We start from the raw sequence: 12320 nt of genomic DNA on the forward strand, positions 1-12320 counted from the left end.
GGCGCATTTGCAGGATGATAAAATGGGATTGCACAAGATATCATTAGCAGGATGAGGGAAACCAGATGAAACGCATATTGTTGATCGAGGATGACAAAGATTTGAACAAAGGGCTGGTATATGACCTGGAAATGCATGATTACAGGGTATATCCAGCTTTTTCTTTATCGGAAGGAATGTTATATCTGGAAGAAAATAAAGTAGATCTGATTTTGCTGGATGGAAATCTTCCGGATGGAGATGGATTTGATTTTTGCCGGCAGGTGAAGAAAGAAAAGGAGACAGCGGTTATTTTTCTTACGGCAAGGGATATGGAGCAGGATGAACTGCAAGGATTTGACTGCGGAGCGGACGACTATATCACAAAGCCCTTTCATATGCCGATCCTTCGCCGGAGAATAGAGGCGGCGCTTCGCAAAACCGGCCGACAGGAGCAAAAAAGAGAGAACTCTGTATACCGGGATGATGCGCTTCTTATCGACTTTGAAAATCTGCAGGCCAGACTGAACGGCAGGGAACTCCTGCTGACACCGACGGAATTTCGGATCTTAAGACTGATGACTGTAAATAGGACAGTGACAAAGCAGCTTTTACTGGAAAAAATCTGGGATACATCAGGCAGTTTTGTAGATGAACATACTGTTGCAGTCAATATCAACCGTCTTCGGAAAAAGCTGGAAGGGAGCGGGCACGAATATATTAAGACGGTGTACGGCATGGGATACCAGTGGAGGGGGATGGAAATATGAGGCCGGGTATGGAATTGATTGTGGCGGGAACCCTGCTGGGAGCTGCTTTGATCATGCTTTTGCTCGCCGTGCTGGCGATGCTTTTGACAAGAAAAAATCTGACGGAATACAGTCGGAAGCTTTCCTATACACTGGATCGCATGATAAGCGGAGATAAGGAGATTGCCTTTGAGGAAGAAAAGGAGACACTGATCGGAAGAATACAGGTCAAAATGAGACAGGTCTACGAGATTATGCAGGCACAGGCAGATCAGAGATGGGAAGAAAAGAAACAGATGGAAGAGATTGTCAGTGATATTTCCCATCAGGTTAAGACGCCTATTGCCAATCTGCGCATGTATCATGAGCTGGCGGCCCAGGAGCCTGAGAAAGCCGGGGAATTTATGGAGGCAGAGGAAAGGCAAATTGATAAGCTGGAATTTCTCATGAAGACTATGATAAAAATGTCCAGGCTGGAGACAGGACTGATAGAAGTAAAACCGCTGAAAAATAAGGTTTACGACCTGATTTTTCAGGCAGTGTGTACCATCGCTTTGAAAGCGGAGAAAAAAGAGATAGATATAGAGGTGGAATGCAGTGAGAACCTGGAGGCGCTGTTTGACAGAAAATGGACAGTGGAAGCGCTGGCCAATATTCTTGATAATGCGGTAAAATACAGCGGAAAGGGCAGCAGGATCCGGATCAGAGCCGACAGGACGGACTATTTTGTGAGGATCCGTGTGGAGGATGAGGGAAGAGGGATTCGGGAAGATAATCTTCCCAATATTTTTAAAAGGTTTTACCGGGAAAAGGAAAGCAATGATGTAGAGGGTGTGGGAATCGGACTTTATCTGACTCGTCAGATTATTATGCAGGAAAAAGGATTTGTAGAGGCGTTGTCCCGACAGGGGATCGGATCTGTCTTTTCTCTGCATTTGCCTGCTGATGTACCGGAGACTTTTGAGGGATAAGGCAGACAGAAGTCATAAGATTATCTCGAAACTGTGATATTTTTGAGAGCAGTTTGAGATAATCTTTTTTTATGATGTAGAAAACGGAGGTTTCCTTCACAGGAAAAATCGCAGGACAGAAAGGACAGAAGAATTATGAACTATATTTTGGAAGCACAGAACCTGAAAAAATATTATGGAAAAGAGCCCAACATTACAAAAGCATTGGACGGTGTCAGCCTTGCAGTGGGGCAGGGAGAGTTTGTCTCCATCATTGGAACCAGCGGAAGTGGAAAATCTACGCTTCTGAATATGCTGGGAGGTCTGGATGTGCCGGACTTTGGCGAAATTATTATTCGGGGAAAAAAGATTGCCAAGATGAACGATGAGCAGCTTTCTATCTTCCGGAGGAGAAATATCGGATTTGTATTTCAGAATTACAATCTGGTTCCGATTCTGAATGTGTATCAGAATATCGTCCTTCCTATTGAGCTGGACGGGAATCAGGTGGATAAGGAGTATGTGGAAAAAATTATCCGTATGCTGCACCTGGAAGAAAAGCTGGAAAATCTGCCGAATAATCTGTCCGGCGGACAGCAGCAGAGGGTGGCGATCGCAAGAGCCCTTGCCAGCAAGCCGGCGATCATCCTGGCGGATGAGCCTACAGGAAATCTGGACTCCAGGACATCCCTGGAGGTGATGGAACTTCTGCGGATGACAAGTACGGAATTTGACCAGACGTTGGTAATGATCACACACAATCCTGAAATTGCTCAGGTGGCTGACAGGATGATCCGCATCGAAGATGGAAGGATCGTTAAAGGAGCGCCGTCTGTCAGGGAGAATCTGGGATAGAGGAGGAATAGAGATGCTTTTAGAAAATGACAATAAAAAATTTATCCGGACGTTATCCAACAACTGTCTGAAAGCAAATAAAATCCGCAATGCGATTGCTCTTCTTGCCATTATGCTGACGGCCCTCCTTTTTACGGCAGTAGCGACCATTCTCCAGGGGACTCAGATTAGTGTGCGGGAGCAGACGATCCGCCAGTCGGGAACAAGATTTATGGCTTCGATTAAATTCACAACGGCTGAAAAAACGAAAGAGCTTATGGAAGATCCGTTGTGGGAAACCGTGAGTGTAGAGCGGGTACTTTGGAAGATAGTGAATCCGGAGCTTATGGACATCAGTGTCAACATGGCGTGGATGGAGGAAACTTATGCAAAGAACAGTTATATGGAAATTGAGGAAGGGCATATGCCCGAGGAAGAATACGAGTTTGCCTGTGATACGGAGATTCTGCGGCTTCTGGGGATCCCGGAGGAAACAGGAACAAAGGTGAACATACAGTATCTGACGGATGAGGGAGTAAAAGAAGAACCTATGACGCTTAGCGGATACTGGGAGGGAGAAAAATATGAACAGACTGCTGAAGTGATGGTGTCGGAGGCATTCCTCGAAAAGAGGATTGATGAAAGCACCATCGCCCATGACGCCAGCGTCCCGGGATCTTACTGTATCCGCGGAAGCTTTGCTACGGATGAGGATGTGGAAGGCCAGTTAAACATGGTGATCGCCAACGCCGGATTTGATCCCGACGCAGAAAGAGGAAAAGAGGGATTTGTGGTCCATCACACGAATCCGGCCTATGAGAACAGGAATGAAATGGGAGGCGGAATGATAGCAGCGGCGGTTTTCGGAGTGCTGATGATCCTCCTGGCAGGCTATCTTATTATTTACAACATATTTCGCATTTCTATACTGAAAGATATTCGGCTGTACGGTCAGCTCAAAACGATCGGTACCTCGCCGAAGCAGCTGAAATATATGGTAAAGCGGCAGGGATATCTTCTGGCGCTGGCAGGGATTCCGGCAGGGCTTATCTTAGGCTGGCTTCTTGGAAATGTACTTCTGCCCCTTATCATGGCAAGTACAACAGTGGGAGAGTCTGTATTTATCATGCCCCATCCCGCTGTGTGGGTGGTGTCGGCAGCCTTTACCTTTCTTACCGTGTGGATCAGCTGCGGCCGCCCCGGAAAGCTGGCAGCCAGAGTATCTCCTGTGGAAGCGCTGCGATATCAGGACGGTGAGGAAGGCGGCAAAGCCAAAAAGAAAGGCAGAGATTCCCATCATCGGATTTTCCAGATGGCGTCGGCAAATTTAAAACGAAACAGAGGGAAGACAGTCCTTGTGGTCATGAGCATCGCCTTGAGCCTTATTCTTTTGAACAGTGTACTTGGTGCGACAGGATGCTTTGATAAAGAGATATATGTCCGCCGGAACGCAGTGACTGATTTTATTGTGCACAGCGGAAATTATGGGAATTTCAGTGTAGATGATTATACAAAAACACTGAATCCGAAGCTTTCCGGAAAGCTAAGTGAAATGGAAAATGTAAAAAATTTTGGGGAAGTATACTGCCATATTCTTCCGCCGGAACAGGTTACGGACATCGAGCAGGGATCCCTGATTAATATTACAGAGATTAACGGGAAAAGGACGAATATTGTAACCGAAGGCACAAAAGAAGAATTTGGAAATGCAGTTTCAGAGTTTGACTGGCGCCGTACAGTTTACGGGTGGAGCAGAAATATTCTGAATGATGTGATATTGATAGAAGGAGAACTGGATTATGACAAGTTGAACAGCGGAAACTACGTGATCATGGCAGGATTTTTAGGAGATGACGGCCTCTATGCGAAAGAGTCTCAGGAGTTCCATGCCGGTGATAAAATCCGGCTGGATATTGGCGGGGAAGAAAAGGAGTATGAAGTGCTTGCTGTGGCAGGTGCAGTGCATAATCTGACACTGGATTCTTCTTTGGGAGGATATGAGGCGGTTGTGTTTTCAAAGGAACAGTTTCAGGCTATATTCCCGGATGATACAGATCCGCTGGTCTGTGCATTTGATGCCGAGGAAGGTACGTTTGCCGAGGTAAACAGCGAGGCAGAACAGATCACATCCCAGTTGAACAGCAGCATGATCACCCGATTGTCGGAAGAAAGAGAGTTCGATGAGATACAGAGTACCTATCGGATCGTGGGAATCGTACTGGCGGCGGTCTTTGCCGTGATCGGCATCCTGAATCTTATCAATGTCATTTTGACCGGAGCGATTGCAAGACAGAACGAGTTTGCTGTCATGCGGAGTATCGGCATGAGCCAGAGACAGCTTAAGAAGCTGTTCATCTATGAAGGTGTCCTGTACGCCCTCCTGGCCGGGGCAGTAGGTATAACAGCCAGTGCGGCAGTTTCGCTTACTGCAGTAAAAGCAATCGTATCTAACTGGTGGTTTGCCAGGTACTCTTTATCAGTCCTTCCTGCATTTGAGGCGGCCCTTATATGCAGCCTTCTGGCAGCAGGAATTGCGTGGGTGATCGACCGTATGTGGAATAAAGGAAGCATTGTAGAAAAATTAAGAAGAATAGAGTAGAAAACGGACAAGAAAGGGCGTATTTGCTACCTTTCTTGTCCACTTTTTCTTTAATAACTTATGTAATGTTTCGAAAATCGAAATAATGTACAATTTACACAAATTTGTAAAAACATGGAAAATTTTGTAAAAAAGACTTATCCAAGTTATCCACATAAAAAACCATGAAAAAGGTGGAAAAATCAAAGTTTTTGAAAACTTATCCACATTATCCACATGGATATCCCGGTTTTTGGTGGATTACTTACGTCAAATAAAAGAACGAATGTTTTGTGAAGAAATGATAAAAATGAGTTTTTGTCGAAAAAACAGGAAAAGAAACTTGACAAATAAATAACCAGAAATTAACGAGAAATTTATTTTAAATGTTTACACAATGAAAGAAAGCAGATATAATAAAAACTACGTGGAAGATAAAGGAGGATTAATGAATTATGGTAAATAAAGAAATGACAATTGGCGAATTGTTAAGTGTAAATCCAGATGTGGCACCGATTCTCATGGAAATCGGAATGCATTGCCTTGGCTGCCCGGCTTCCCAGGGTGAAACATTAGAAGAGGCAGCTATGGTACATGGGATCGATGCGAATCTGCTGGTAGAAAAGATCAATGCGTTTATCAATGCCAATGCATAAATCAGGTTTTCTGGATTCAGGAAAGCAAAACATCCGGACAAGTCCTTGGACTGACCGGATGTTTTTTTTTGTCATTATTGATTTTTAAGTCTTTGATTAAATCTGTGAAAGATTCTGTACTGCATCCGCAGACAGTATAATCTCACAATGCTCTTCCAAATATGCCAGGGAGGCGCTGGAAGCTTTTTCCAAAGTTCCGTACTCGGACAGCATATTGCAGATTCGGTTAAATTCCCGTGTTGTGTGGTCTGACTGTGTCAGGGCAAGAATGTACATATCGGCTTTATGGTCTTTATACAATGTGTTGGAACCGAAATATATTGACTGCAGCAGATGAGCTGCATGAATCACCTGATCCATATTGGTAAAAGAAAACAGCCGGAGGGAAAGAGAGCGCTCCTTTTCTGACTTCTTATCGGAAGTTTCCGACACGGAGGAAACACTTTCCTTAACTTTTCCCAGGAGATTTAAAAGCTCCTCGGCGCCTTCCAGCTTTTCAAGGGCTGATTCCTTTACGGAGTCCCATTCTCCTCCCGGAGAAGGGGCAAATTTAGAAAATCTAGTATCGAGTTCCTCAGGATCTTCGACTTTTGTGATTATCAGCACGATTGAATCGGAAGAAGCGGGAATCGCTTCTATCATAAGAGGAATATCCTCGGCTTCAAAACCGAATTCAAATGCCGCTTGTTGCATCATATCATGGAAAAGTGATTTTGCCTTTTCAGTTCCATAGGCAAGTTCGCTTAACTGAAGCTGCCTGTCAGTTAAATCAGCACGTGTAAGAGTACAGCGAATCTGATTATCGTTGATCTTTTCAATCTTCATAATTATCACTTCCTTTTTCACAGTATATCATATGGGATGATCAGAGTTCAATAAAATAAAAATAAAAAAAGCTTGCGTTAACATAAAAATAGGTGCTATAATACCAATACAGAAATTAGTATTCCCAAATCATACATTCTTAGAATAGATCTGTCAATCAGATTTTATTTACGATCAGGTAATCTCAATGTAAATCTAGTAACCAATCAACAATATTTCAAACAAGTCGGATCAGACGCAATTCAACAGGAAAGTTTTATTTAATCAGAAAAAGTTCAAAAACATGTTTCAACAAGAAAAAGATCTGCTCGAAAAATGTTGAAAGAAGCGAGTGCTGTTTCTGTAATCAGACATATTTTAATATATCACGCACTTCCATAAGGAGATATGTCTGAATGTAAGTTTTAGTTATATTCCATTTTATGCAGACGGAAGGAAAAGGTTTCTTTGCAGCAGGAAAAAGGAGGCTGTGATGCCGGAAGAAAGAAAGGAATTTCAGGAAATGTTCAGTGAGCTGAACATGTATGAAAAACGGGGAGTATATATTGCAATGGAGGGAAAACCGGCAAGCCCGACACAGATCGTACAGGCGCATATGGTGAGTGAAGATTCCGGATATATGAGAGATTATGTTTTAAATGAAAACGGAGATCTGAAAGCGTTGTACTTCTATCATGTTAACCAGAGTATTTAAAAGTAAAAAAGCGCAGACACCCCTCGCGGAATAACGGAGAACAGTCCAGCCGCGCCATGTGGCAACCCTGTGGCTGAACTGTTACAAAAATATTCTTAAATGTCGAAATAAATAATGACGGAACCTGCAAAAGTTGATATAATGAGGTATATGTGGGAGGTGCAGCATGGAACAAAGACGCAGAAGGCGCCGTAGAAGGCGGCCGCAGTCAAGACGGAGAAGAAAGCGTAACCTGATTCTGAAAGTAGGTTTTTTCATAATACTGATAGTGGGAATTATTGCAGCTGTCTTTTTGTGGAGAAGATACGGACCCTCAAAAGAACAGGCGGATTTAAACGGATATTATGGAATAGAAAGTGAAGACCAGCTCGCTATCGTTGTAAATAATGATATTCTTGAACCAAAAGGAATGATATCGGATGGAAGAGCTTACGTAGAATACAGCATTGTCCGGGATTATATCAATCAGAGATTCTATTGGGATCCGAGCGAAAACATCCTGCTTTATACACTGCCCAATGATACGGTATCGGTAGATGTGGGAAGCACGGATTATACGGTTTCAAAACAGAAAAACACCGGGGATTACGTCATTTTAAAGACAGAAGGAAGTACAGCTTACATTGCGCTGGATTTTGTGAAACAGTATACGGATATGGAATATGAAGTCTATGACGACCCCAGTCGAGTGGTTGTAGTGACAGAGACCGGGGAAGTGAAGGTAGCAGAGGCGAAGAAAGATACGCAGGTACGTTATCAGGGCGGAGTAAAGAGTCCGGTACTTACAGAAATCAGTAAAAATGACATCGTAACTTATATTGAGGACGAAGGCGACTGGAAAAAAGTCCGCACGGAAGATGGATTTATTGGATATGTAAAGAAAAGCGCGCTTCGCGATGAGGAGACTCAGAAAATAGACAGAGGATTTGAAGAGCCTGAATATACCAATATTTCCAAGGATTATACTATTAACATGGCATGGCATAATGTTACAAACAGCGATGCCAACAGCAGTGTTCTGGAAATGATCGCCAGTACGAAAGGACTGACAACTATTTCACCTACCTGGTTCCATGTGGCAGATACATCCGGCAACCTGGAATCCATTGCTACAGCGGACTATGTGAATTACGCACATCAGTCAGATATAGAAGTCTGGGCGGCGATACGTGATTTCGACGGCGGAATTAATTCCGCGGAAGAATCCTATGAATTATTAAGCCATACTGCAAACAGGACAAACCTGATCAATCAGCTCATGTCAGAGGCACTCAGAGTAGGACTGGATGGAATTAATGTAGATTTTGAAAAAATTTCCGATGAGTGCGGAGAACATTACATTCAGTTTATCCGGGAGCTGTCTGTACAGTGCCGGAAAAACGGTATAGTACTTTCTGTGGATAATTATGTGCCGCAGTCTTATAATCAGCAGTATCATCGGGAAGAACAGGGAGTTGTTGCCGACTATGTAGTCATCATGGGCTATGATGAACATTACAGCGGTTCCCCGGAGGCAGGCTCAGTTGCTTCTTATGATTTTGTAAAGGCAGGTATTGAGAATACGCTCAAGGAAGTGCCGGCAGAGAAGGTGATCAATGCAGTGCCGTTCTTTACGAGAGTATGGAAAGAAACGCCTAAGACAGAAGAGGAGCTGGCAGCAGACCAGGGAACAGATGCGGAGCAGTATACTACAAAAGTAGAAAGCACAGCTTACAGCATGGCAGAAGCAAAAGCCGTAGTGCAGCAGGCAGGAGCCACTGCACAGTGGGATGACACGACCAAACAGAATTACGCGGAGTGGGAAGCAGATGGAGCGACCTATAAAGTATGGTTGGAAGATACCCAGTCTCTTGAGCCGAGACTTCAGCTTATGAAGGATTATAAACTGGCAGGTACAGCGGCGTGGCGCCTGGGTCAGGAAGAATCAGATGTCTGGGAACTGATTTTGAAATATGTAAATTAATAAACGTCTCCTGACAGACATATATTAAATAAAATATGTGTTGTCAGGAGATGTTTTTTTGCGGAAAGGATTGGAGTTTATTTTGGCGCTGGCTGTTCTTGCAGGGCTTGTCTTTGCAGGAAGAGAAGTCAGCCGGTATGCGTCGGCACAGAAGGTAGAGGCCAATAAGCTGGTTGTGCTGGATCCGGGGCATGGAGGAAGAGACCCGGGAAAGGTGGGAGTCGGGGATGTCCTGGAAAAAGATCTGAATCTTGCCATAGCAAAGAAGGTGAAGAAAATACTGGAGAAGGATGGACTGGAAGTCATTATGACAAGAGAGAAAGACGAGATGCTCTGTTCGAAAGATGCTTCTAATAAAAAAGTAGAAGATCTGAAAAACAGAATTGAACTTATTAACAGCAATGAACCGGCAGTGACAGTGAGCATTCACCAGAACAGTTATCCCGATGAAACAGTAAAAGGGTCTCAGATTTTTTATTTTACTCATTCGGCGGAGGGAAAAGAGGCGGCGGAAAGAATGCAGGAGGAATTTCTTGCCGCATTTCCCGATAATACGCGGGAGTTAAAAGCGAACGATACATACTATCTTCTGAAAAAAACAGAAGTTCCCACCATTATTGTGGAGTGCGGATTTTTGAGCAACAGTGAGGAAACAAAGCTTTTAAGCCAGGATGAATATCAGTTGAAACTGGCAAAAACGATTGCCAAAGGGATAGAAAGCTGGGCAGTGACGGCAGGGTAGTAAAAAGCAGGAAATAATGTTATAATAGAAAACATGGAAACAAAAGTAGAAAGAATAAATCGAGAACAAATGAATATGGAAATAATCCGTGAAGCGGGCAGTATTTTAAAAAAAGGAGGACTGGTTGCCTTTCCGACGGAAACAGTATACGGTCTTGGGGCAAACGCCTTGGATGAAAAAGCCGCAGCAAAGACTTATGCGGCCAAGGGAAGACCATCTGATAATCCTCTGATCGTTCACATTGCCAGGCTGGAAGATTTATATGAGGTGGCAGAGCATGTGCCGGAGAAGGCAGAGACTCTGGCGCGAAAATTCTGGCCGGGACCGCTTACGATGATCTTTGAAAAAACCTCTATTGTGCCCTATGGAACAACGGGAGGGCTGGAGACAGTTGCCGTTCGTATGCCGGATGATGAGATTGCAAGAGCACTGATCCTTGCCGGAGGCGGATATGTTTCCGGCCCAAGTGCCAATACATCAGGAAGGCCAAGCCCCACTACCGCCGGACATGTGATGGATGATCTGAACGGGAAAATAGAAATGATCCTGGATGGAGGAGCAGTTCATATCGGGGTGGAATCAACGATTGTAGATATGACTTCGGAGCCGCCTATGATCTTAAGGCCCGGTGCGGTAACAAAAGAAATGCTGGAAAAAGAAATCGGACAGGTCCTGGTGGATCATGCTGTCTTAGATGCAGACAGTAAAACGCCTCCCAAGGCTCCGGGAATGAAATACCGCCATTATGCGCCAAAGGCAGAATTGACTGTCATAGAAGGAGAGCTGGAATCTGTTGTAAGTACGATTCAAAAGATGGCGGGAGAAAAAGAGGAGCAGGGATACAGAACAGGTATCATCGCCACAGAAGAAACAGTAAACAGATATTCAGGCAGTAATATAAAATGTATTGGAACCAGAGAAGACGAAAGTACAGTGGCGGCAAATCTTTACGGCATTCTTCGGGAATTTGACGCTGATGGTACGGATTATATTTACAGTGAATCCTTTGATGCAGAAGGGATTGGAAGTGCTGTGATGAACCGGCTTTTGAAAGCAGCCGGACATCGTGTGATCAAAATTTAAGAAAGGGGCAGCAGCAGTGATACTGCCGCTGAGGTAATAAGTGCCGATCCCTTGTATATCGGCGCTGGGAAAATAAGATAAAACCAGGAGGAAAAAACAAATGTCAAATGTATATGTAATGGACCACCCGCTGATCCAGCATAAAATCGGCTTTATCCGCCGGCAGGAGGTGGGGTCAAAGGACTTTCGGGCTATTGTCAGTGAGATTGCGATGCTGATGTGTTTTGAAGCAACGAGAGATCTGAAGCTGCAGGATGTAGAGATTACCACGCCTATATGTCCTACCGTGGCGAAAGAACTGGAAGGAAAGAAGCTGGCGATCATACCGATCCTTCGGGCAGGCCTGGGAATGGTGGAAGGGATGCTTCAGCTCATACCTGCGGCAAAGGTGGGCCATATCGGATTATACAGAGATCCGGAGACATTGAACCCGGTGGAATATTACTGCAAACTCCCGGCAGACTGCGATGAAAGAGAAGTCTTTGTTGTAGATCCCATGCTGGCAACCGGAGGCTCCTGTTCCGCGGCTATTGAGCTTTTGAAAGCAAAAGGAGTAAAGAAGATCCGTTTCCTCTGTGTGATCGCAGCGCCGGAAGGAGTGGCGAGAATGCAGAAGGAGCATCCGGATGTAGATCTTTATATAGGCGCGCTGGACGATCATTTGAACGATCATGGATACATTGTACCGGGGCTTGGAGATGCCGGCGACCGCATTTTTGGTACAAAATAGCACAAAGGGGGAAGGACGAGATGGGAAGCAAAAGAGAAGGATATATAAGCTGGGATGAATATTTCATGGGAGTGGCAATCTTATCCGGACAGCGTTCGAAAGATCCGAATACACAGGTAGGGTGCTGTATCGTAAGCCAGGATAACAAGATTCTTTCCATGGGATACAATGGCTTGCCGATCGGATGTTCTGACGATGAATTTCCCTGGGACAGAGAGGGAGACGATCCCCTTGATACAAAATATGTCTATACTGTGCACAGCGAATTAAATGCGATATTAAATTACAGAGGAGGCAGCCTGGAAGGCGCTAAATTGTACGTTTCCCTGTTTCCCTGTAATGAATGTGCAAAAGCGATCATACAAAGTGGGATAAAAGAAGTGATCTATGACTGCAACAAATATGAAGGGACCCCGTCTGTGACCGCATCAAAGAGAATGTTCGACGCGGCGGGAGTGAAATATCACCAGTATAAGCGAACGGGAAGAAAGATAGAAATAGAGTTGTAATGCAATTTGGGACGTAACAAACTTTAAA

12 protein-coding genes are annotated in these 12320 nt (G+C 44.4%); 11 read left to right on the forward strand and 1 reads right to left on the reverse strand.

Features of this window, described 5'->3' with window-relative positions; all coding sequences use genetic code 11:
• Positions 1-65 precede the first annotated feature (65 nt).
• The 5 genes from R2J37_RS00830 (at position 66) to R2J37_RS00850 (ending at position 5746) form a co-directional block, all read left to right on the forward strand.
• Entirely contained in the window at positions 66-749 is a 684-nt protein-coding gene (locus R2J37_RS00830; protein ID WP_316265998.1) for a response regulator transcription factor, read from the forward strand.
• Positions 746-1699, forward strand: a complete 954-nt coding sequence (locus R2J37_RS00835; protein ID WP_316265999.1) for a sensor histidine kinase — start codon at positions 746-748, stop codon at positions 1697-1699. Before R2J37_RS00830 ends, R2J37_RS00835 begins: the two co-directional genes overlap by 4 nt.
• Before the next feature lie 135 nt (positions 1700-1834).
• Positions 1835-2533 carry an ABC transporter ATP-binding protein gene (locus R2J37_RS00840; RefSeq protein WP_230107411.1) on the forward strand — a complete coding sequence of 233 codons (699 nt, stop codon included), beginning with the start codon at positions 1835-1837 and terminating at the stop codon, positions 2531-2533.
• 13 nt (positions 2534-2546) lie between these two features.
• Complete coding sequence (locus R2J37_RS00845; protein ID WP_316266000.1) at positions 2547-5111, forward strand: ABC transporter permease; 2565 nt, start codon at positions 2547-2549, stop codon at positions 5109-5111.
• A 434-nt stretch (positions 5112-5545) separates the two neighbouring features.
• On the forward strand, positions 5546-5746 hold the full coding sequence (locus tag R2J37_RS00850; RefSeq protein WP_230107409.1) for a DUF1858 domain-containing protein: 201 nt from the start codon (positions 5546-5548) through the stop codon (positions 5744-5746).
• A gap of 96 nt (positions 5747-5842) precedes the next feature.
• On the opposite strand, the gene R2J37_RS00855 is transcribed toward R2J37_RS00850, so the two are convergent.
• Positions 5843-6571, reverse strand: coding sequence for an adaptor protein MecA (locus R2J37_RS00855; protein WP_316266001.1), 729 nt, complete (start codon positions 6569-6571; stop codon positions 5843-5845).
• Between the two features lie 472 nt (positions 6572-7043).
• Between R2J37_RS00855 and R2J37_RS00860 the strand changes: the two genes are divergently transcribed.
• From R2J37_RS00860 to R2J37_RS00885, 6 genes are all read left to right on the forward strand, one after another.
• Complete coding sequence (locus R2J37_RS00860) at positions 7044-7265, forward strand: hypothetical protein (protein ID WP_230107407.1); 222 nt, start codon at positions 7044-7046, stop codon at positions 7263-7265.
• A gap of 166 nt (positions 7266-7431) precedes the next feature.
• Complete coding sequence (locus R2J37_RS00865) at positions 7432-9228, forward strand: glycosyl hydrolase family 18 protein (RefSeq protein ID WP_230107406.1); 1797 nt, start codon at positions 7432-7434, stop codon at positions 9226-9228.
• A 58-nt stretch (positions 9229-9286) separates the two neighbouring features.
• On the forward strand, positions 9287-9970 hold the full coding sequence (locus tag R2J37_RS00870; RefSeq protein ID WP_256193398.1) for an N-acetylmuramoyl-L-alanine amidase: 684 nt from the start codon (positions 9287-9289) through the stop codon (positions 9968-9970).
• Between the two features lie 69 nt (positions 9971-10039).
• Positions 10040-11053, forward strand: a complete 1014-nt coding sequence (locus tag R2J37_RS00875; RefSeq protein ID WP_316266002.1) for an L-threonylcarbamoyladenylate synthase — start codon at positions 10040-10042, stop codon at positions 11051-11053.
• A gap of 100 nt (positions 11054-11153) precedes the next feature.
• A complete protein-coding gene (upp, locus tag R2J37_RS00880) occupies positions 11154-11783 on the forward strand; it encodes a uracil phosphoribosyltransferase (protein ID WP_230107403.1) in 630 nt (209 codons plus the stop codon).
• 20 nt (positions 11784-11803) lie between these two features.
• Positions 11804-12292: a deoxycytidylate deaminase gene (locus tag R2J37_RS00885; protein ID WP_230107402.1), complete on the forward strand. Its 489-nt coding sequence runs from the start codon at positions 11804-11806 to the stop codon at positions 12290-12292.
• Positions 12293-12320 lie beyond the last annotated feature (28 nt).

The organism is Claveliimonas bilis, from assembly GCF_030296775.1.
Lineage (GTDB): Bacteria > Bacillota > Clostridia > Lachnospirales > Lachnospiraceae > Claveliimonas > Claveliimonas bilis.

Excerpts from the sequence above, each read along its gene's own strand:
- R2J37_RS00860 (WP_230107407.1), top strand. The coding sequence starts at position 7,044 with ATGCCGGAAGAAAGAAAGGAATTTCAGGAAATGTTCAGTGAGCTGAAC.
- R2J37_RS00845 (WP_316266000.1), top strand. The coding sequence starts at position 2,547 with ATGCTTTTAGAAAATGACAATAAAAAATTTATCCGGACGTTATCCAAC.
- R2J37_RS00850 (WP_230107409.1), top strand. The coding sequence starts at position 5,546 with ATGGTAAATAAAGAAATGACAATTGGCGAATTGTTAAGTGTAAATCCA.
- upp (WP_230107403.1), top strand. The coding sequence starts at position 11,154 with ATGTCAAATGTATATGTAATGGACCACCCGCTGATCCAGCATAAAATC.
- R2J37_RS00875 (WP_316266002.1), top strand. The coding sequence starts at position 10,040 with ATGAATATGGAAATAATCCGTGAAGCGGGCAGTATTTTAAAAAAAGGA.
- R2J37_RS00835 (WP_316265999.1), top strand. The coding sequence starts at position 746 with ATGAGGCCGGGTATGGAATTGATTGTGGCGGGAACCCTGCTGGGAGCT.
- R2J37_RS00855 (WP_316266001.1), bottom strand. The coding sequence starts at position 6,571 with ATGAAGATTGAAAAGATCAACGATAATCAGATTCGCTGTACTCTTACA.
- R2J37_RS00830 (WP_316265998.1), top strand. The coding sequence starts at position 66 with ATGAAACGCATATTGTTGATCGAGGATGACAAAGATTTGAACAAAGGG.
- R2J37_RS00885 (WP_230107402.1), top strand. The coding sequence starts at position 11,804 with ATGGGAAGCAAAAGAGAAGGATATATAAGCTGGGATGAATATTTCATG.
- R2J37_RS00865 (WP_230107406.1), top strand. The coding sequence starts at position 7,432 with ATGGAACAAAGACGCAGAAGGCGCCGTAGAAGGCGGCCGCAGTCAAGA.
- R2J37_RS00840 (WP_230107411.1), top strand. The coding sequence starts at position 1,835 with ATGAACTATATTTTGGAAGCACAGAACCTGAAAAAATATTATGGAAAA.